Source organism: Dactylosporangium sp. CA-092794 (assembly GCF_050948465.1).
Lineage (GTDB): Bacteria > Actinomycetota > Actinomycetes > Mycobacteriales > Micromonosporaceae > Dactylosporangium.
This window is the reverse complement of sequence record NZ_CP192044.1, coordinates 11263255-11284615: the sequence shown is the minus strand read 5'-3', so window position 1 is coordinate 11284615 and position 21361 is coordinate 11263255. Positions and strand designations below refer to the sequence as shown.

At 72.0% G+C, this 21361-nt stretch carries 13 protein-coding genes; 10 read left to right on the top strand and 3 right to left on the bottom strand.

The features are described 5' to 3' along the window. Positions 1–14: 14 nt before the first annotated feature. From ACQPXD_RS48710 to ACQPXD_RS48700, 3 genes are read left to right on the top strand one after another with little or no spacing between them, the layout of a single operon-like run. Positions 15–1583 (top strand): ArnT family glycosyltransferase, encoded by a 1569-nt coding sequence (locus tag ACQPXD_RS48710; protein WP_432830735.1) that lies wholly within the window; start codon positions 15–17, stop codon positions 1581–1583. Continuing rightward, on the top strand, positions 1580–2968 hold the full coding sequence (locus ACQPXD_RS48705; protein WP_432830733.1) for a hypothetical protein: 1389 nt from the start codon (positions 1580–1582) through the stop codon (positions 2966–2968). The genes ACQPXD_RS48710 and ACQPXD_RS48705 overlap by 4 nt, the downstream gene beginning before the upstream one ends. Next, positions 2965–4083 carry a glycosyltransferase family 4 protein gene (locus tag ACQPXD_RS48700; RefSeq protein ID WP_432830731.1) on the top strand — a complete coding sequence of 373 codons (1119 nt, stop codon included), beginning with the start codon at positions 2965–2967 and terminating at the stop codon, positions 4081–4083. The genes ACQPXD_RS48705 and ACQPXD_RS48700 overlap by 4 nt, the downstream gene beginning before the upstream one ends. On the opposite strand, the gene ACQPXD_RS48695 is transcribed toward ACQPXD_RS48700, so the two are convergent. Continuing rightward, positions 4062–5138 carry a beta-galactosidase gene (locus ACQPXD_RS48695; protein ID WP_432830729.1) on the bottom strand — a complete coding sequence of 359 codons (1077 nt, stop codon included), beginning with the start codon at positions 5136–5138 and terminating at the stop codon, positions 4062–4064. The genes ACQPXD_RS48700 and ACQPXD_RS48695 overlap by 22 nt on opposite strands. Before the next feature lie 737 nt (positions 5139–5875). Between ACQPXD_RS48695 and ACQPXD_RS48690 the strand changes: the two genes are divergently transcribed. The 3 genes from ACQPXD_RS48690 to ACQPXD_RS48680 all read left to right on the top strand — a co-directional run bounded on the left by ACQPXD_RS48690 (position 5876) and on the right by ACQPXD_RS48680 (position 11636). Beyond that, positions 5876–6442, top strand: a complete 567-nt coding sequence (locus tag ACQPXD_RS48690; protein ID WP_432830727.1) for a hypothetical protein — start codon at positions 5876–5878, stop codon at positions 6440–6442. Positions 6443–7342: 900 nt separating this feature from the next. Further along, on the top strand, positions 7343–10306 hold the full coding sequence (locus ACQPXD_RS48685) for a hypothetical protein (protein WP_432830725.1): 2964 nt from the start codon (positions 7343–7345) through the stop codon (positions 10304–10306). Positions 10307–10421: 115 nt separating this feature from the next. Next, positions 10422–11636, top strand: a complete 1215-nt coding sequence (locus tag ACQPXD_RS48680; protein WP_432830723.1) for a DUF2637 domain-containing protein — start codon at positions 10422–10424, stop codon at positions 11634–11636. Between the two features lie 565 nt (positions 11637–12201). Here the strand turns inward: ACQPXD_RS48680 and ACQPXD_RS48675 are convergent. Together ACQPXD_RS48675 and ACQPXD_RS48670 are read right to left on the bottom strand one after the other, a co-directional pair. Then, positions 12202–12777 carry a TetR/AcrR family transcriptional regulator gene (locus tag ACQPXD_RS48675; protein ID WP_432830721.1) on the bottom strand — a complete coding sequence of 192 codons (576 nt, stop codon included), beginning with the start codon at positions 12775–12777 and terminating at the stop codon, positions 12202–12204. A gap of 59 nt (positions 12778–12836) precedes the next feature. Then, positions 12837–13667, bottom strand: coding sequence for an SDR family NAD(P)-dependent oxidoreductase (locus ACQPXD_RS48670; protein ID WP_432830719.1), 831 nt, complete (start codon positions 13665–13667; stop codon positions 12837–12839). Positions 13668–14352: 685 nt separating this feature from the next. Between ACQPXD_RS48670 and ACQPXD_RS48665 the strand changes: the two genes are divergently transcribed. The 4 genes from ACQPXD_RS48665 (at position 14353) to ACQPXD_RS48650 (ending at position 21190) form a co-directional block, all read left to right on the top strand. After that, entirely contained in the window at positions 14353–16209 is a 1857-nt protein-coding gene (locus ACQPXD_RS48665; RefSeq protein WP_432830717.1) for a hypothetical protein, read from the top strand. Continuing rightward, complete coding sequence (locus ACQPXD_RS48660) at positions 16206–18425, top strand: hypothetical protein (protein WP_432830715.1); 2220 nt, start codon at positions 16206–16208, stop codon at positions 18423–18425. The genes ACQPXD_RS48665 and ACQPXD_RS48660 overlap by 4 nt, the downstream gene beginning before the upstream one ends. After that, positions 18422–19597 carry a hypothetical protein gene (locus ACQPXD_RS48655; RefSeq protein WP_432830713.1) on the top strand — a complete coding sequence of 392 codons (1176 nt, stop codon included), beginning with the start codon at positions 18422–18424 and terminating at the stop codon, positions 19595–19597. The genes ACQPXD_RS48660 and ACQPXD_RS48655 overlap by 4 nt, the downstream gene beginning before the upstream one ends. A gap of 1005 nt (positions 19598–20602) precedes the next feature. Then, positions 20603–21190: a hypothetical protein gene (locus tag ACQPXD_RS48650; protein WP_432830711.1), complete on the top strand. Its 588-nt coding sequence runs from the start codon at positions 20603–20605 to the stop codon at positions 21188–21190. Positions 21191–21361 lie beyond the last annotated feature (171 nt).

Below are 21361 nucleotides of genomic sequence, written 5' to 3'. Positions count from 1 at the left end.
GGATCTATGTCGGCGTGATCTCGGCGGTCGCGGCGGCGTACTTCACGAACCTGCGGACCGCCCGCGACTACGACTTGGACGAGGTCATGTACACCATCGCCGGGCAGCACGTCGCGGCCGACGGATCGATCTCGTGGGGGCAGCAGCCGACCGCGGTCCACCCGCCGCTGCACTTCCTGCTGCTCGGGCTGTGGAGTCTGGTGACCGGGGCCTCGCACGCCGCGGTCGTACCGGCACTGTTCGACGCCCGGATCTTCGGTGTCTTGGCGACCCTGCTGTCGGTAGCGCTCGTCGGGCTCCTGGCCCGCCATTTCACCGCAAGCCCGTGGCTCATCGGTGCCGCCATGCTGCTTACCGGCTTCGACGCATTCGTGCTCGCGTTCGGCCGTACCGCACTGATCGAGCCGACCGCCGTGCTGGCCGAGGTCGCCGTGGTCTATCTGGCGATCCGCCTGCGGCGCAGTTCGGTGCTGATCTATGTCGGGGCGGTCGGCGGCGTGTCCGGGCTGGCGCTGCTGGTCAAGGAGCCGCTGCTGTTCACCGTCGTGGTTCCCGTGCTGGCGGCGGTACTGTCGCGGGATTGGGCACTCGTGCGGCGCGCGGTGGCCGCGGTGGTGGTGGCACTGCTGATCTGGAGCGTGTTCCCACTGTGGGCCGTCAGCGAGGGCGCCGGAGCCTGGTGGAAGTCGGAGCATGACGTCAGCGCTGCGCGGCTGTTCGGATTTCTGCAAGTCAGTGGCTTGAACCGCAGCGGTGTCTCCTCATCAGCCGTCTTCGCGGACACCTTCGTCGAGTACGCCGCCGGCTATCTGATCTTCCTGATCGGCGCCGCCGGGCTGCTGCACCTGATCTTGCGTTACGGTGCGTTGCGCGGCCGGCGGCTGGACGGGGAAGCGGCCTGGCTGGTGAGCTTCGGCCTGCTCAGCTACGGATTCCTCGGCTACTGCGTGCTCCTGGGACAGGCCAACGAGCAGCTGAGCATCTACTCCGCGATACCGGCCGTACTCCTGACACTCTTTGCCTGGGGTGAGGAGCGCAAGAGGATCGCCGCCGCGGTATGCGTCGTGGCCGCCGTTGCTGGGATCACCGGGTGGGCGGTCAACGTTGCCAGCGTGCGCGACGACGCGACGACGCGGATGAGCGCGATGATCACTTCGCGGTTTCCATGCCAGGCGGTCAACGCCACCGGGAACGCCCCACGCTGGTCGCCGGCGTTGACGCGAAACCACGTCACTGCCTACACCGACGGGTCGCTGGCCCAACAATCCGGCGTACACCTATTCCTGCTGTCGACGAAGGACAGTCGGCTCCGCTACGGCAACAGCTCTCCGGAACTGGACAGCTGGGTCCGGGACAACGGCACCCCGTTGTACCGGCTGGAAAGCCGGCGCTACGAGACGATCGAGCTCTGGTCGGTGCCCGGAGAGCAGCCCGCCTTGACGAACCCGTGCAGCAACGCCGCCACACCAGTCGCTGCGAACGCCTCATCGGCGCGGTTCGTCGCGATGCTCATCGGCGCACTGACGCTGATAGCGCTCGCCATCTCGGGCATCGGCTGGGCCGTGCGGCGCAGCGCGACATGACCACCGAGCTGCAGGCCCGGCCAGTTCGTCGTCGCGGCGGCGCCGGTTGGCTGCTCATCGCGACCACCGCCGCCGGTGTGGCCAACTACGGTTATGCGCTGGCCATGACGCACGGGCTCAGTCCGGCGCAGTACGCGATCTTCGCCGCCGGCCAGGCGCTGCTCATGGTGCGCGCCACGATCTCCAGCGCCGCGATCTCCTGGGTGCTCGCCCGAGAGGTGAGCATCGCGGGGGAGGACGACCGCCGGCGGGTTGTCGTGGTCTCGTTCGCCTTCTGGTCGAACCTGGCACTCGGCGCCGTACTGACCGCCGTAGTCGCGATCGGTGTCCTGACGTTCGGATCCGCGGCCGACGCCCTGGTCCTTACCGCCGCTTCGGTGATCCTGTCGTTCGGATCGACGGGCGTCGGCTACCTCCAAGGCATCGGCCGGATCGGTGCGATCGCCCGCCTGCTCACCGTGGAAGCGGTCGTCAAGGCCCTCGCCGGTGCCGTCTTCGTGTTCGCCGCTGGGTGGCAGTCCGCCGGTGCGCTGGCCGGCTTCGCGGTGGGCAGCCTGGTGCTCCTGCTGCCGGTGCTGGGTCTGCGGCATATGGTTCGACGGCCAGCCTGGGGCGGCGCCGAGGCGGAGCTGCTGCGCGCCGCCCTGCGCCAGACCCGGTTACAGGCATCCGTCGCCGTGCTATCGGCCACGGACGTGATCATGGCTGCCGTACTAGGGTCCGGCACGGCCGCAGGCCCGTACCAGGCGGCGTCCGCGCTCGGCAGGGTGCCGCTGTTCGCCTCGAACGCCGTGTCCACCGCGGCGTTCGCACAGCTCAGCGCCGACGGATCAGCAACGCGCAAGGCCGCCGCACTGCGTTCCTACCTGCTCGTGTCGGCGCTCATGGCGATAGCCCTAGTGACGCTGCCGACACCGGTCCAGCAACTGCTCCTGCCGGACTCCTTCGCCGCGGTGGGCCGCTGGCTCGGCTGGGCAGCCGTCCTCGGCGTGATGGTCGGTCTGTTCAACCTGGCGGTCACGTTCCTGCAAGCCGGCGACGCCCGCGGATCGACGGCAATCACCGTCGCGGGCCTGGCCGTGGCATTCGTCGCCGTCGTTGCCGTGTCCGGCGCCGCGCGCGGCGTGTCGGGCGTGGCCGTGGGCGCGGCCATCGCGAGCGTACCGGCCGTGGCCCTGCTGCTACTGATGCCGTCGATCCGGCCCGGACTGCGCCACCTGGCCACCACCCGCGACGTGGCTTACGACATCGGACTGCTCGGCGGCATCGCCGCAGCGCTGGTGCTCGTCAGGCATCCGGCCGCCTGGCTCGGTGTCGCAGCCCTGGCCGGCGCGGTTGTCCTGCTGAGGGCCTTTCCCGATCTTGCCCCGCGGAGGCGGCGATGACACTCCGGATCGGCATCGACGGCCGAGTCCTCGACGACCGCTATCACGGCATCGGCCGCGTCACCTATGCGTTGTGCCGCGAGATCGCGACGATGCCCGGCACCGAACTGGTGATCTTCGAGGGCCGCACCCGATCCCGACGGTTCGACGTCGATACGCTGGCGGCGCAGCCCAGCGTCATCCTTCACCGAGTCGACCTGGCGCCGGTCGACGTGCGGCAGTTCTGGCGCTGGCGGAAGATCCTGCGCCACCACCCAGTCGACGTGATGTTCTTCCCCTACCACCTGGGCGCGTCGCCGCTCGTCAGCGTGCCCTCGCTGGCCATGGTGCACGACTGCATCTTCGAAACCGACGCGCGGTTCGCCCCGTCACGGGCGGTGAACTACGCGTACCGGACGCTGACAGCGCTCATTACGCGTTCGACGACCGCACTGACCGTCAGCCGGGCCAGCGCCGACGAGATCCACCGGCACTACGGCCGGCGGCTCGAGCCGCACCAGGTGATCCCGAACGGCGTGGACCAGCATCTCACCGCCGCATCCGGCGCCACGCAACGACTCCGCGAAGAACTCGGCCTCGCCCGCGGCTACGTCCTGCACGTCGGCGCGCAGCGCCCGCACAAGAACGTCGGCGTCCTCATCGACGCGGTCGCGCAGGTTCCAGGCGTGCGCCTGGTACTCGTCGGCTCGCCCGACACCCGATTTCCCGACGAGGCGGGCCCGGCGATCGAGCGGCACCAGCTCGCAGATCGTGTCGTCCGTTTGCCGTTCGTACCGGAGGAACTGCTCGGGGCGGTCTACGCCGAGGCCGCGGTACTCGCATATCCCTCGCTCGTCGAGGGCTTCGGACTTCCTGTGCTCGAGGCCATGGCGGCCGGGACACCGGTGATAGCCAGCGACGTGCCGGCGCTGCGTGAAATCGGCGGCGACGCGGCCGCCTACGTGCCGCCGGGCGACAGCACCGCCTGGGCCGCCACGATCAGGCTCGTCACCACCGACCAAGCGGTTCGGGACACGCTGATCGCCGGCGGCACCGCGCGGGTCGCGAAGTTCACCTGGGCCGACGCCGCCCATCGCCTTGTCGCCGCCTGCTCCTACGAGGCCGGGCGGAGGTAGCGGGCACCCTGTACGACGGCAGCCGCAGGCAACCGCACGACGTACACCGCGGCGAGCCGGTTCGCCCGCGCGGCCCGCATGACGGCAGGGAGCTGCGCCGCCAAGCAGGAGTGGCTCGTCTCCGCCATAACACGACGATGCCGTGCCCGCGCCAGGCTCGTCAGGTAGACGATCGTATCGGGGTTCTCCGCCCACGTACCGTACACCACGACGTTCGGATCGGTGAGCGCGGCGATCTGCCGGGCGGCGTCGTACCCGCGCTGCACCTCACCATTGCGTTCCGCGTTCGACACGCCGGCCAGGTTGGTGGCGACGGCCCGCTCGAAGTCCCCAGCCCGCATGCCGAACGACGGGTAGAGCACCGCGACAGTGCCCGCATACCCCGCCTCGCGCAGCGCGACGATCTGCCAGTTCTGATAAGCGGCGAGCGCGTCGAGGTACCAGGTCAGGAACTTCGTGGACTCCCCGCGCGGGCTCGGCTGACCCGGCCGCCAGGCCGGCACCGGGTCGGCGCGCAACGCGTTCACGTCGAAGGCGTAGTACCGGTACTCCGGCCGCCCCGTCTTCGGGTCCAGCCGCGCCGGGTACGTCAGCTCACCCCAGTGCCCGCCCCCGGCCCGCACGATCGAGAAATCACGCCCGATCCGGGCGAACACCTGCCGCAGATACCGGACGGCCAGAGGACGCAGTACGAGCCCGAACACCAGGTTCGGCTCGTCAGAATCCATGTACGGCTGGCCGAACTGGTCCACGTATCGCGCGCCAGGCTGGTCAAGGACCCACGGCGGGGCGTTCTGGACACCGGGGTTCAGCGCCACTGCGTAGCCGGCCGCCCGTAGCTGCCCGATCCGCTGGCGGACACCGTCGAGATACGACAGATCGAACCGGCCAGGTGCCGGCTCCGCGCGCGACCAGCGCAACTCCACAAGGGCTAGTCCCGCGCCGCCCTCCACGTGCATACGCTGCAGATCAGCTGCGCTGTACTCACCGATGACACCCAACACCGGCGGCGGCGTCGCGCTCACCGTGTCCGGCGCGACAACAGCAGTCGCCACGAACAGAGCAAGCCCGCTCAGCCATAGCTTCACATCAGGCCCATCGGCGGTTGACGGTCTCACCGTTCCGTTGCAACCACATTGCTCCGCGACCGCACCCCGGAAGCCCACGGTGCGCCGGACGGATTCCGGGAAGACGTCTCTGGAGTTACATGATGCGGATCGTGGATCCGGCACTGTGCGAGGGCTCGGGCGAAGGTGCATGGGGCGCTCGTCGTTGCTGCGACAGGCGACGAGCGGACATGCCGACCATCATTGGAGACGGCGCCTGGTTGCGCGCAGGTGCGATCCATCTTCCGCAGCCCGAAACGCACCCCCGAGTGTGCACTCTGGCGGAGGCATATCTGCAGGCCAGGGCTGCTGCCGGAGATGAAGCGCAGGTCCCGCTCCGGGGCGGATCCCCCAGAGCATGGGGCGCGGCAGCGGCTGGCGGCGATACCTAGGTCGTGATCATCGACGGATGCTGGCCCGTGCCGCCGCCTGAACAGTAGCAAGCGGTTCGAGCCCGTCGGCATTGGAGATGCCGGACGGGCTCGAACCCGATGTTGGCTGCGTCGTTTCGACCAGGGGGTCGTGGTGGATGGGCTGCGGCCTTGGCCTTGCGTGGTGGTGAGCGTGCGTCGGCGGGCGCGTGGCGCGGTCTGGTCCGAAGCGATCCCTTGGCGGCATGTGCGGATGTCGAATTGGGCGTGCCAGCCTCGGGAATTGCCGGTTGCTCGGTCGGTGACAATGGCCGGATGCATGGGCAGGACGGCTGGTGGAACGCGATCGACTCGGATCTGCGGAAGCGGATTGACGAGTTACTGTGCGCGCGCCGGCTGATCGCGGCTGTCGTGCTCTTGCGTGGGGAGGGCGGACTGCGACCGCGGCCGGCCCTGCATCAGGCGCAGGATCTCTTGGCGGAGCGGCAGGCCGAACTGGACCGGCAGGGTCTTGTCCAGCCCGATCCGCCGCCACCCACGATCCAGGACCTCATCGAGAAAACGGACGCGCTCACCGAGCCGATCGCCGCCATCGAAGCGCTGTGGGACGGTGACACCCAGGGCTGGCACGTCCGCTTGGTGGCCGTCGTACGCCGACCCGGCCGCCACCATGAGCGTTTCGACGACGTGCCGTTGACGGTGCTGCGACACGGTAGCGATCTCCGTCTGTTCAACGGCCAGGTGCCGCCGTGGCCAGAGGCGCAACAAGCGAGCGAGCAGGGGCAGGCTGTCGCCAGGCATTACGGTGTGCCCTTCCAGTTCACCAACCCGGATGAACCGGACATCGACCTGCCCCGGTGGTGGGACACGCAGCCCACCTGATCAGCACGTAGGGTGCCATCGGCGTGAGTCAATCCGGGGGGAGCGCTGGCGTCCCGACCTCGGGCAAGGCGGCTGGGAGCCAGCGCCAAGCAGCCATGCTTGACCGCAACGCGCGCCCCTCTGCGACACGACACCATGCGCGACGATCTACCACGAGCGGCGCGCTGACGCGGCATGAGCGCTCACCTGATCAAGGATCGACCGGCAGCATGTGCGTGCACGTGATCAAGGTGGTCAACGTTTGTCGGTGCGGCGTCTGCAGGCCCGTGACTTCAGGCAGGTCGGCTCGAGGGGCCAGGTGCTACGGACAACGCCACGGCCGATACCGTTCGGTACACAGCAGTCTTTGTCTCTCTGGGACTCGATACGGCCGCGTTGTTCCCGGCGTCCCCGCCTGGCGGTCGGAAGCTTCGCCCGTAACTCGCGAGGGCGAGGGCGAGGTGTCGCGGGTTCCTGCCCGCGATGGCCGACGCGTCACTGTCCGCCGTTCGTGGAGTCTCCATGGCCCGCGACGCGATGGCGGCTCTGCTGCGATCGTCGGCCTGAGCTGGGGTGTTAATCGCAGGAAATCCGTGTGCATGGCGGTGAACGCTGCACAGGTGCATGCGCCGAGTCCGCGGATTTACGGTCGGACGTGTTCCCGGTGATCGTTGTCGATCTTTGGAGTGTTGATCATCTTGATGGGTGTCCGTGCAATAGTGCGCTTGACGGTTGATCTTCGACCGAGGCGACGCCGTCGCGGCGCAGCGGGCAGCGTTCGGGTCGTGATGGCCGGGTGTGCCGGCTGTGCCGGCTGTGCTGACGGGCGGGCGAGGGTTCGGCCGCAGGCCGGTACTGCTGCGGCGCATGGTACCGACGTGCCCATGTCGTGGACGGGGTGTCGGTCGGGCGGGAGTCGTCGTGATCCGCGCTGAGGTCCGTGGTGTGCAGGCGGTGCGGACTGCGGGCGGCTGGCCGGGGGGCAATCCCGGCCGGGGGTATCGGTGGGGGTGGCTCGTGCTGCGCTACCGCTGCGGGGTGCTGTTGCGCCTGGTCGGTGGCCTCGTCGGATGGGTCGGTGGTCTGGTCGGGCTGCCGGTGGTGCTGTGCTGGTTGCAGGTGCTGCTGGGGCGGGCCGCGGACTGGCGTGCCGTGCTGGCTGAGCCGCCGACTGTGGTGACCGTGGTGTATGCGGTGCTGCTGGTCGGCTGGCTGGGTTGGTTGTGGCTGGCGACGGCGCTGGTCCATGATGTGGTCGCGGCCGTGCGGCATCGGCAGGTTCGTCCGCGGCTGCCGGTCGGCTGGTCGGGGCTGGTTGGCGGTATCGCGGGCGTTGCGGCCGTGCTCGAACAGAGCTCGGCAGCAGCGGCGGCCACCCCGCCGGCCGTGACCTCCACGGTCGCCGACGGGTTTGCTGCCGCCGTGGTGCATCAGCCGGCGTTGCCGGGTGCCGGGCCGGTCGCCGCGTCGCCGGCCGGCCGTCCGGCGGGACTGCCACCGGGGCCGGTCGCTGACGGCTCGGGCGTGCCGACGGTGACGTACGTGGTGCGTCGTGGTGACTGGCTGGGCCAGATCAGCGGCCGCTTTCTGGGTGACGCCGACCGGTATCCGGAGGTGGCGCGGCTCAACACGGGCCTGATCCTGGACACGTCCGGCCGGCGCGGGCCGGATCACATCGAAGCCGGGTGGCGGCTGGTCCTGCCCGCTGACGCCGACGACCGCGGGCCTCGCCGGCATGCCAGGGGCACCGCCGAGCATCGTCCCGGCGCCGCCGTCGGCTCCGGCAGCGGCCGGACCGCCGTGCCCTCAGCACCGGCCACGGCGACGCCGGCGGCGCCTGCCGCGTCGCCCACGGCGAGTGCTGCCGCGCCACTGACCGGCACCAGCGGACCGGCACCGGCCCGGACTGCGACCGCGCCGGACCGGACCGATCGTCGGCTGCCGGGCGGCTGGTTCAGCATCCCGATCATCGCCGCGGCGGCGACCGGTGCCACGGTGTGGCTGCGCCGCCGTTCCCGCGCCGCGTCAGCGACCGGCTCGGCGCGTCGGCGTGCCGGCGGGCGACCGCAGCCGCCGGCCGTGCCTCGCCGGGCAGCCCTGCACGGTCCCGTGGCTGACGCACCGAGTGCCGTCATGCCGGGGTTGTCCGGCGGCGACCGGCAGGATGACGGGGGCACTCGCCGCGTGCCTGCGTCGGGAGGCGTCGCCGGAGCGGGCCGTGTCGAGGTGCCGGTTCTGGGTGCTGCCGGGCGTGCGCTGCGCGGGCCTGGCGCGCATGCTGCCGCTCGAGGCCTGCTGGTGACCACGGTGTCCGCGTCCGGCCCGGACATGGGGGAGCGGGGCCGCGTGGTCATCCCCGCTGAGACCTTGGTGGCGCTGTTTCCTGACGCCGCCGACCGGGTGGCCACCGTCGTGGGCGTGCACGTCACGGCGTCGCTGCTCGAGGCGATCGCCGATCTGGAGGCGCTGCTGATCGAGCGTGGCCGGCGCGTCGAGGACGACGCCACCGATGGCCCGGCAGCACTGCCGCCGGTGCTGTTGCTGGCCGGCGCGCCGGCGCCGGATCAGCACGCTCGGCTGCACGCGGTGCTGCAGCTCGGCGCCGCGGTGGGCATCACGGCAGCGACGCTCGGCGACTGGCCGGACGGCGAGCCGTGTACCGTCCGCCCGGATGGCCAGGTTGCGGAGGCCGGGTATCGCCTGCTCACCCTCGACCCGGCCACGGCCGGGCAGCTGCTGAGCAGCATCGACGACCCCCAGGTGGCACCGGCGCCCACGCCGCCAGCCCGGACATCGTCCACCGGTGCACACGTCGATGCGCGGCCAGGCATCCCGGACCGGGGGCCGGTCGGCGCCCTGGACCCGCAGCGCCCAGGGCAAGCCGCCGCCGCGCCGGCCGACCCGGCGAACAACCCATCACACCACCCGGCTGCCGGCCCGGCCGGCGACACTGATGTGCCAGATCCTGGCCCGGCGCCGAGCTCGACCGCTGCCGCCCAGGGCGCGCCTGAGCCCGCGGATGGCGCCAGGCCACAGGCCGCGCCCGCGGACGGTCGAGCAGGGCTGCCTGCCTCACCGGTGCTGCCGGTGCGGGTGCGGCTGCTCGGTGCACCAGCCGTCTACCACGCAGATGGCAGCGTGGGTACCGGGTTGCGGCTGCACGCCCGGGAGCTGATGGTGTATCTGGCGGTGCACCGCGACGGCGCGGATCTGGCCGACATCATGGAGGCGATGTGGCCCCTCGCCACCGTCAAACGCGCCGGCGAACGGCTGTCCACGGAGGTGGCCAATCTCCGCCGGCACGTCCGCGAAGCGGCGGGCCGAGCCCGGTCCGGCCGCACCGGCGGTGCCTCGCCGGCCGGCCGGGCTTCGGTGGAACCGGTGGTGAACACCGGCGGCAGGTATCACCTCAACCCCGATGCCGTCGACATCGACCTGTGGCGCCTGGACGACGCGCTGCGCGCCGCGGCGGCCGCCGCGGGACCGGACGAACGCATCCAGCACCTGCTCAGCGCCGTGCACGCGCACACCGGGGTGCTGGCCGATGGCTGCAACTACGAGTGGCTCGACCCGCACCGCGAACGCGTCCGCCGGCACGGCATCCGCGCCCGGGTCGGCTCGGCCGAGTTGCTCGGTCCGGCTGACCCTGCCGCCGCCGCTGAGCTGCTGCAGGCCGCCGCCGATCTCGACCCGCAGCACGACGAACTCGCCCGGCGCGCGATCCGGGCGCTGGCCGGCATCGGCGACCTCCCCGCGGCCGGTCGGCGCCTTACGCAGCTGCGCGAGGCCCTCGCCGCGATCGGTGAGGCCCCCAGCCCGGCAACCCTGGCGCTGGCCGCCGAGTTGTCCATCCCAACCACCGAACCACCCGCGACGGACGGCTGAGCATCCGCAGCGGCACCCGGCACCGGCCACACACCGACGAGCACCTCGCACCACCACACCCAGGCAGGCCCGGGGCCGCCCCCGGCTGCCGGCACGGAAGGGAGCCAGCTGCGCCATGGCCACGACAACCCGCCGCCGCACCACGGATACCGCCGCCGCTGGCATCGGTGCGCCGGCACCGCGGCAGCCCCGCACCACGCCGGACCCGGGACCACGATTCAGCCGGATGATCCACCATGTGCTGGGCTGGCTGCTGGCCGCGGCGGCCACCGCCCTGGCCGCCAGCGGCCAGATCGAGTATGCGATCAGTGCCGACATCACCGACTGGCGCCGATACCTCGTCCCGGCGATCCTCGAGATCGCCGCGGTCTTTCTGATCCTCGGCGGATACCTGCGCGCCTGCGACGGCGACAGCCCGACCCTGCTGTGGCTGCTCGCGGCGGCGATCACCGGCTTCGCGACCTGGACCAACCTCACCCACGGCGGACCTCGGGCCGGGCGGATCTACGCCGCGGCCACTGTGGTGACGTTCGTGCTGTGGCTGCTGAAACTCCGCGATCGGTACCGGGCCGCCCGCCGCCGCAGTGGCCTGATCGATGTTCCCACGGCCAAGTTCCGGCTCGTCCGGTGGCTCGTGATGCCCGGGCTGACCGTGCGGGCGTGGCTGCTCGCCGTGGAATACAGCCTCCAGGACCCGGACCGGGCATTGCGCTACGCCCACCTCTGGCACGACACGGTCCGTGACGCCGGCGCCGCGACCGGCGGCACCAGGCGTGCGCAACGCCGGACCGGCATCCGCGCTGCGGCTCTGGCCGTCCGCCACGCACACATCACCGAATCCCAGCAGGCGGCGCCGTCGACCGTTGCCCGAGCAGCCGGGACGAGCCCGCCTGGCATCGCGCCTGCCGCCACCCGGCTACCGACGGCCCGTCCAGCGCAGTCGGCGAACGGACACCTATCTACCAGCGGCGTGTCGGCCCGCGCGGACGGTCCCGCCGGGCCGGTTCGGCGGCGACAGCCGCCCGACCGAGTCCTCACCGAACGGCAGCCGGCAGCGGCTACCACCATCGAGCTCAGGTCAGCGTTGGGCGCGGAGCTCGGCGACGCCCCTACCCGTCCCGTGCCGTCGGCTGCGGCCTACCAGCCGGGCAGCGATCAAGACGCGGCCATGTACGCCGCGTGGCTGCAGGGTGTCGCTGCTGGTCGGGAGCCCAACGGCGCCGACCTGGCCCGGGCCGCAGGACGGAGCGCTGACACCTCCGGTATCGGACGACGCGCCGCCCGTCGATACCGTGAGGCCCACTCGACAACGACGACGGCACGACCGTGAACGTCGCCGTTTCGGAGTTGTAGGTTGCTGCAGGTTCCGGCTGGCGGAGGTCCGCTTCCACAGGTTCCGCAACCACCTCATCAGTCCAGCCCTGTTCGTCGCCCAGTGCGGGGAGAGCCGGGGGGCGTGCCGAACTCGAAGACTGCGACGCCGATGGACAACGCCGTCGGTGGTTGTGTCTCGTCGTCGTCGACGGGGCTGCGCTGGCGGCGACTGCGGTATCCAAGGCCTGTTTGCGTGCCCGCAGCGCGTCGGCGCCGTGCTGGGCCCGCGCGGCGGCCGGGTGGCCTCGATGGCTGCGGCGAGTTACGGAGCGGATTCCGTGCAGCACATCATGTACGTCACGGTGGTGTAGCTGCGGTGCGGCGCCCGAGGCGTCGCATCACCGTGATGTTGTTGCATCCTGGCTGCACATGTCCCGCTTTTGCGGGTTCGTGCCGTGCCAACGTAGGGCCGTGCGGGCCTGGCTGGCCCGGCGGGGGCCGCGGTTCGGCTGGTTGCCCCGATGGTCGGCGCCGACACCGATGGCCTGCCCGCCGTGCACGCCGGGTCGGTGGTCATTGCTTCATTGAGGTCGCGGCGTTCCGGTGATCGCTTTGCGGCCCAGTATGATGGCGCGGGCGGTGTCCGCAGCGCGTGTCATGGCAATGTGGACAGCGTGGTCGTCGGTGCCGAATGCGCCGTCGAGGAGCAGGGTGGCGTGGCCGTGCGCTGCGGTGGCCACGGTGAGGGCGAGATTTTCCGCCTCGTGGACTCCGGCCGGGCAGAGCACATGTGCTGGTTTTAGAAAGTGCTCGGATATCTGTTGAGCTGCCTCCTCAAGTTCCGGATGGTCATGCTTGTTCAGGCCGGCGCCAAAGAGGACCTCGAACAGCGGCCGGTTGACGCTGGCGAATCGGACGTAGCCGCGTGCTGCGGCGGCCAGCCGAGCGGTGGCCGTCCTGGCGTCCGAGATTTCAGCGGCGAGCGAGGCGGCGAGCGCTGCTACCGCCCGCTGAGCGACCGCGACGAGCAACTCGTCGCGGTCGGTGAAATGACTGTATGGGGCCGCAACCGTAACCCCGAGCCGACGACTGGTTTCGGCCAGTGAGAAGCTCCGAATTCCCCGCTCGGCGATGACGCCGATGGCGGCGTCGATCAAGGCTGCGCGCAAATCACCGTGGTGGTAGGCGCCGCTCTTGGCCCCTGTGCCTCGCCTCGTCATTCGACTGGGAACAGACGACCCATGACCAGGTCCCAGGCCCGGTCGCCGATGAGGCGACGGGCCGGCGGCGCTACTCGCGCCTGAAGACCGATTTTGTAGCGTGGCTTGGGGCGGCGGGACGTGACCGCTTTGAGTGCGACGTCCGCGACCTCCTCCGGCGTCAGCAGCCCTCGTGCGCCCTCGCGGTAGCTGCGTGCCAGGACGTTCTGGTGACTGGTTTTCAGCACCTCGTAGGGGCCTGGGGTGCTGCCCCGCGGAGCCGTCGCGGCGGCCGTGACGGGGAATTGCGTTCGTACGCCGTCGGGTTCGAGCAGGACCACATCCACACCGAACCTGCGAACTTCGAAGCGGAGGGCATCCGACAGCGATTCGAGCGCGTACTTGCTCATGTGGTAGGCGCCGGCGGCCGGCGCGGTGATCAAGCCGCCGACGGAACCGACGTTGACAATCGTTCCACGACGCCGAGCGCGCATTGCGGGAAGCACCAACTGGCACATGCGCAGTAACCCAAAGACGTTCGTCTCGAACTGCCGGCGTACGGACTCCATCGACAGCTCCTCCAGGGGGCCGGACTCGGCGTAACCGGCGTTGTTGATGAGCGCGCCGACGGCGCCATGCTCGGCTTCCACCGCTTCGACGGCCCGGACGCGCGACGACTCATCGGTGACGTCGAGCTGGATGACGCGACAACCGGCAGCTTCCAGGTCGGCCAGCGCCTCGGGCTGGCGGGCGGACGCCCACGTCGGCATGCCGGCACGGACAAAAGCAAAGGCCGCGGCACGCCCGATACCCGACGAGCAGCCCGTGATCAGCACAGCCGGTGTCATGACCGAACTCCAAACTTATAGCCATTCAGAATCTAAGTCGCTATAAGTTAACGCTGGTTGACGACGCCGTCAAACAGCGTTGGGTGTGCTGCTCCCGTGCCGGCCAGTGGCCTGGTTCGACCGGCGTGACCTCACGCTGCTGGCTGCGACCAACACGGCGTGCCGTCGACTCCGTACGGAATCTCAGTCAGGTCTGTCCCGGGATGGACCCACCGGAACACCGCAGCCAGGCGTGCGGTGCTGCGCACGAAGACACGGCGACCGCGTCCCGCTGCACCCGGATCGCGTCCGCTCCCGCGCGCACGAAACCAGGCTCTTGCGCCACCGTCACGGCCGCGGCAGGGTCGATCCCGGCGGGGGACAGTCGTCGGAGCAGATGCGGGGCCGCTTGCGCTCCCTCACAGATCCGGCGCACCGTCACCTCGCCGCGGGCACCGTCAGAGACCAGCCCGCCTGGGCGGCACTGGTGGCGGCGCCGGAGCCCAGCGATCGCCATCAGCGTCTGCGGTGTCGTGTCGGACGAATCTGCAGGCGTTGTCATGGCCCGACCCGCGTCCGCTGCCAGTACTCAGCGTGACGCTGGATTGTGACGAGCGGTCTGGTGCCGATCTACGCCACGCTGTGTGACTTTTTCAGAAGGGGAAAATCGCGGGTTGTCGTTGATCTGACAGTGCAGAATGTACATGTGTCGATCATCGGGGGATGGATCGGTGTCGAGGTACGCCCGGACGGACTCCAGGCGGCGATGGCCTGGCCCGACGCTACGGTCATGATCCTGCCGCTCGGTCGCGTCGCCGGCGCGACGACCGGTGGGACGGCCGCGGCGCCGGGTACCGGCCCGGACTGGGTGGCGGCTGGCCGGGATGGGGGACCGGATCTGGTCGCCGGGTTCCGGCAGGTCGCGCAGGTGGCAGCGGCGGTGACCGGCGGGGGACCGGCCGCGGCCACGGTGGTGGTGCCGGCTGGGTGGCGTGCGCAGCAGCTGCCGCAGGTGCGCGCGGCCGCGGCGCTGGCCGGGTTCGCTGTGGTGGAGGTACTACCGGCGCCGGTGGCGGTGGGCTGGCATCTGCTCGCCGGTGGCGTAGCGCTGGCGCCGGGGGCACTGGTGCTGGTCTGTGCGGTCGATACGGGCTGCTCGGCGACGGTGCTGCGCCGCACCGGAGGGGGGTTCGAGGTGATGTCCACGGTGGATGCCGCGACCGTGGCAGCCGATATGTTGGCGCTGCCGGCCGCCCTTGAGCACCCGGCCGCTGCGGGCAGCCCTGGGCGTTGGGTGCCGGAGGTGGCGCGGCGGGCGATGGCCGGTGCGCAACTGCCGCCGGGCGTGTTCGATCTGGTGTGTGCGGTCGGTCCGGGTGCGGACGTGGCGGTGGGGCGGCAGTTGGCGCAGGTGTGCGGGGTCGAGCCGATGCTGGTCGCTGAGCCGCAGGTCGCGGCGTTGCTGGGGGCGGTGCAGCGTGGCCCGGCGGTCGGGGCGGAGCTGCGGCCGGCCCGGCCGGTGGGGTGGCGGGATGCGGTGGCCGTGGTCCTGCCGGGGTTGTGTTCGGTGGCGCTGGTGGCGCAGTTCCTGGCGGGCGGTCAGCGGTATGGGCCGGTGGAGAAGCTGCCGCAGCCGGGCATGCTGCTGGCGCCGTGGGGGGTGCTGGCGTTCGCGTCGATGTTCGGGCTGGCCGCGGTGGTGGCCGGGCTGGTGCTGGCGGCGGCCGCGCGCGCCGACGGCGAGGCGGGGGCTGGTCGTGGCGGGGCGGGCTGGGGCTGGGTTGGGCATCGGCTGACTGCGGTCGCGCTGGGCGGTGCGGCGCTGGCCGGTTTGGTGGTGGCGGGGGTGTACGCGCTGGTGGCGGCCGGTTTTTTCGATCTGGCGCCGGGTCCGCTGCTGCGCTGGTCGGTGCTGCCGGTGGTGCCCGCCGCGGTGGCGGTGGCCGGGCTGGGCGCGGTGGTCTGGCGCAGGCCGGACCCGCCGCTGGGGTGGTCGTGGCCGCGGTGGGTGCGTCTGCCGCCGGTGGTGATCGCGGTGGCGGCGGTCGGGGCGGTGCTGGTCGGGTTCGACGAGACCGGCGCGCCGTGGGTGTTGCAGCCCCTCGCGTGGCTGCTGGAGCAGTGGATGCCGTCGGGCGGGATGAGCATCATCGGTCCGGTCGGCCGGATCGGCGGGGTGTGTATCGGCGCGGCGGTGGCGCTGCTGCTGGTCCGGCGGGCGTGGCTGCGGCTGCTGCTCGGGGTGCCGCTGGCGGCGCTGGTCGGGGCGTCGACGGCGTGGCCGACGACCGGCGCGGTCGCGGTCGGCTTCGCGCTGACCGTGGCCGCGTGGTGGCTGGGCCGGGGCGGGTGGCTGCTGCTGAGCCCAGCCCTGCGCCGTCCGGCCGGTGTCACAGCGGACCCGGCGACGTACCCGGCACACCAGCCCGGCCCGGCCGCAGGCCCACCGCCCGCCGGGCCTGCCCCTGCCTGGCCGTCCTGGCCTGCACACCCGCCGATGGCGGGACACGGCGACGGCGGGGCCAACGGCCGGTGGGACGGTGACGGGACCGGCCTGCGATGAGGACGCTCAGCCGGCTGGCCCGGGCGATCGGCATCGCTGTGGTGCTGCTGGTCGTGCTGGCGGCATTGCCCGCCGCGCTGGTCGTGATCCAGCGCTCGGTGCAGCTGTCGTGGCGTGACATCGGCGCCCAGTGGCTGTCGCCCGGCGGGGCGGTCGTCGCCGCGATCGGCCTCGGGTGGGCGTTGTGGGCGAGCGTGCTCTGGACGCTGATCGGCGACGTGATCAGAACCCTGCGCGGCGCGCCGAAGCGGCTGCCGGTGCCGCTGCACGCGGCCGTGACCGCAGCCGCTGGCGGCATCCTGCTGGCGGTGCAGGCCATCCGCGGCGCAACGGTCCCCGCGGCGGGCGACCGACCAGCGCCACCGCCGGTACCAGCCACGACCCCGAGCCTGCCATCGGCCCCGGCCTTGCCGTCGCCCGCGCCGGACCCGGCGACGTCACCGGCCGGGGTGCGGCTGCCGGGCGGGTGGCTGCCGCTGCCGGTCGCCGCGGCCGTCGGCGCCACCGTCGCCGCGGTATGGGCCAGGCGCCGGCACCAGTACGCGCCGCAGCCGCCGGGCGGCTGGCGCCGCGACGATCCTGACCTACCCGCGCCGGGCTCGCCCGTCCACCGGCTGCTACACGCTCTGCCCGACCCCGACCCCGACCCCGACCCCGACTCCGACCCCGCCGCCGCAGCAGCAGCCGCCGCCGGCCCGGCACGCGGCGCGCATATCCGCACCGGGGCATCGTGGTCGCCGCGCACCGTGCTGGCCGCCGGTCCGGTGCACCTGGTCGGGCCGGGCCGTGACGACGGCGCGCGGGGTCTGCTCGTCGCCCTCGCCGCCCAGCCCGCAGCTGTGCGCCTCGAGCTCACCGCCGACGTCCGCGCTGCCGTGCTCGGTCTTGGCCCGGCCGCGTGGGTACCCACGGTGCCGGCAGGCGGGTCGGCCGCGCCGCGCACCGGGGCACCGGGCGTCCCGCCGGTGCCCCGCACGACCGGTCCCAGCGAGGGTCCGGCCGGGCAGGCCCGCCCGCCCGCAGCGCAGCTGGTGCAGTTCCTGATCCCGGACGGCCCTGCCGGCCGCGGGGAACCATCCGACCCGGACGCGGACAGCGCCGACCCGATCTCCTGCACGGTCCGGCTCGCCGCCACGGCCGCCGGGAGCTGCTGGTCCGTCGCCGCGGACGGCACGGTCACGGCGATCACCGGGCCGGCCCCACCGATCGGCCGGCTGCCGATGCTCGACCAGGCCACCGCGGTCGCCATCCTCACCAGCCTCGACCTACTCGCCCCGCCCCGTGCGGCCGCGCCGCCGCACGCGGTCCGGCCGCGGCCGCTGCCCGGCTCGGCGGCGGCACTGACCGGGTGGCCGGACCCGCCGCCCGCGCCGTCCGGCGAGCCGGGCCGGCTGCTCGTCCAGGTCCTCGGCGAACCCGCCGTGCTGCGCCCACACGGCGACGGCAGTCACCAGCCGGTCCCCATCCGGCGCGGCGCCAGCCGGCAGCTCCTCGTCCTGCTCGCCCTCAACCGCGGCGGGATCGGCGCGGACCAGCTGCAAGAAGCGTTGTGGCCCGACACGACGCGCAGCCCCGCCTACCACAACTTCCACACCGCGATGTCCGCACTGCGCCACACTCTGCAAGACGCGGCCGGCCGGCCGGTGCTGCGCCAGGACGACCCGGCCGGCGCGCCACCCGGCCAGCGCTCGTACTGGCTCGACCCGGCCGCGGTCCAGGTCGACCTGTGGCGGCTGCAGGACCTGTGCGACGCCGCCGACACCACCACCAACCCGCACCGCCGCCGGGCGCTGCTGCAGGCTGCCGCCGACGTACCCGGCGGCGAACTGGCCGCCGGGTGGCGCCACGGCTGGCTCAGCACCGACCGGGAACACGTCGCCCGGCACCTGCTCGACCTCTACACCCACCTCGCCGACACCGAACCCGACCACGACACCGCCCTGCACCTGCTGCACCGGGCCGCCGCGCTGGCCCCGGCCAACCAGGCCGTGCACCGGCGCATCCTGCACCGGCACGCCGCCGCCGGCGACCACCACGGCCTGCACCGCGCCATCACCACCCTGACCGGCAACCTCACCGCCGCCGGCCAGCCCCCCGAACCCGCCACCACCGACCTCATCACCAGCCTGCAGACCGGAACCGGCCAGCAGGCCTGCCCGCCACCCGAGCCGGCGCACGGCGGCCCGAGCGGTGCCACGCCATGGAGCCCGCGATGACCGACGCCGTACCCCACATCCAGCCGGCCGCCGGGCCCTGGCCACCGCCCACCGCGTTCCCGGCCGTCGTCGTCCCGTTCGACCGCCCGTACCCGGCCCGGTTCCCGGTCGCCAGCCGGGTCCCGGCCCCGCTGGTCCCGCCCCCGTTGCGCCCCGCAGCCGCCCCGCCGCCGCCGGGCCGGCCGGCAACCCGCCGGTTCGTGCTGACTGCCATGATCGCGGTCACTGTCGTCCTCGTGCTCATCGCGGCCGTCCTCGCCCGGGCCGCGTCCGGGCCCGGGCCCCGTGACGTCGTCATCGCCTTCTTCGACGCCCTCACCGCACACGACACGTCCGGGTTCCCCTCCGGGCAGTGCCTGAACAACCCGCTGTGCGGGCCCGGCGCGCTGCACACCGGCTACCAGGCACCTCAGGACGTCACCGTCGGCGACGACACCGGCGCCGGCGACGACCGGCACGTCCCCGTCGCCTACACCCTCGACGGGCACCGCGCGACCAGCGTCGTCGACGTGCACGCCACCCACACCGGCTCCCTGACCGGCCCCATCTGGGCCATCACCAGCCCACCACCCGGCGCGCAACTGGCCGCCCCCGCCCAGACCCCCGCGCCGATCAGCATCGCCGCCGCCCGCCTGTCGGCGCCCACCGGCACCGACCCGCCCCGGGCCTTCTGGGCACCCCCCGGCCAGTACACGATCACCCGCCCGGGCACCAGCCTGCTCGAACCCGCCACCACCAGCGTCACGATCACCACGGCCAGCGCACCCATACCGATCACCATCCCGGCCACCATCCAACCCGCCGCCGCCACCACCATCAACGAGCTCATCCACGACCGCATCGACAGCTGCGCCGCGCAACACAGCTTCACCCCCGCCGTCGGGCCGCCACCCACCGTGCACAGCTGCCCCGTCGTCTACTACAGCCCGTACGCCTTCACTGACAAGCCGACCTGGACCGTCGATGCCTACCCGCACCTGCAGCTCGAGCCGGCCGATGACGGCAGCATCACCGTCACCACCAGCACACCCGGCACCGCCAGCGTTCACTACCGGTGGACCACCGGCATCATCGAACCGCGCACCTGGACCGACGCCGCCGACCACACCGACATCACCATCACCGGCCGCGTCGTCGCGCCGAACGGCACCATCGCATGGCAGCCGAGATAGCCCCCAACGAGGCGTTCGGCGCCGCAGCCGACCCGGCAGCGGCGACGTGCGGCCCCGTCCCGCACCTGCAGTCGCGCGAGGTTGCCGGCCGGCATCTCTGACCAGCAGCCGACGCCGAGGCCAATCCATGCACGCTGGCCTCGCACAAGGCGGCCACTGGGCAACGCGGCGCAGCGAACGGTGCCGACCTGATCAGCACGCGGAGGTGCTGGAACCGCATATGGCGATCTCCATCGGACGTCTCAGCGCACCGGATGTAGCGTCGCAGCCCGGACGTTCTCATCCGCACATCGCCGCAGGCCCACGGGCTCGACGCGCGTCACTGGCGCAAGGAGAGCGTCCCGGCCCAACGGATCGTGCTGGCGCAATACACAGCCGCGCCCAGCTGCGCCGGCCAACCTGGCCAGCGACACGAAGGCCTGCGCAGCCCGGTACAGGTCGGTGATGGTGCCGACGATGCATCTGGTGTCGGCGAGAGCACGGGCACGGTCGTGGTCGTCGGCGCCGCTACTGCGTGGACCAGGTCGGCTATGGCCGACACCTGCCAGCGCGGTTGGTGATGATGCGGCGATGCGTTCGGTTTTCGGTGGCCCGGATTCCAGCCTGGTCCCAGTTGCCCGTGGCGGCCACCGCTCGGACCAGGTCGCGGGGGCCTCCACCTGCCGGCATCGTTCCGCACCGCGACGGCACCCCGGCTCTGACACGCCCACTTCGCCACCCGCACCCAGCTGGCCGCCTACGGCAGCCTATTCGACACACTGGCTGTGCACTTGTCCATAGGCCCCCGGCTTCCCTGGGGCGGTCATAGCCGGCACCACCCACCACATCGCCACACTCGCCATGATCCCCTCGCGCCACGCCGCTTTGGCCACCGACGAGACCGCGTCCGCGGCACGTACGCCAGCCTCGCATCTGCCGCATCCGCCACAATCGACGGCGACGGTCCAGCACCGCAGCGGTGCTCAGACCGCGTCATCCCGAGCATTGAAAGAACGGAGTCTGCTCGTGCGCGAGTTCACCGTTCGTTACGCCGTGCTCCTGACGGTCGGTGTGCTGGCCCGGCTGCTCACGGCCTGGATCCTCGGCAAGGCGGTGCCCGCACCCGCGCTGGCGGACTTGGTCAGGGTAGTCGACTACCTGCTCGCGGGGATCATCGCCCTCGCCGTCATCGCTCTGGGCTGGTGGGCCGGGACCACCGGCTACACCCGCGCCGCAGGTTGGATCGACCGGCGCATGGCGACTGGGCTCAGACGGTGGCGTGACACGCCCCGCAGCCGCTGGTCCGACGCCCTCTACGTCAACGCGGTGGCGACATTCGTGGTGCGCGTTGGCAACCTGGCTGTGCGGCCGGCGTGGCGGCGCACCATCGGCATGACCGCCGCCGTCGTCGCGGTCGGACTCACGTTGATGGGCACTGACGCCGCCACGGCGGCAATCCCCGACGCAGCGGCCAACTCGGCCACGGACGCGCTGCATCGGTTCATCCAGCGCTACGCGGACGTTGCCTCTGCCGTCGGATTCGTTGGCGGCGTCTGCCTCGTCGGGAACGTGCTGTATATCAGCTGGCGCAGCATGCTCGGCAGAAGGCCGTGAACCTGCGCGTCCCAGGACGAAACAACTTGCCGCTGGGATGGGCGTCGCCCGGCGGCCGCAACTGTCCGGTGTCGACGGTCATTGTGGAGTCCAACTCTGGCTACCGTGTCGCGGCATGGAGCCGGGCGAGGTCTGCACTGCTCTGTTGCCGCAGGTGCGTGCGTCTGGTCT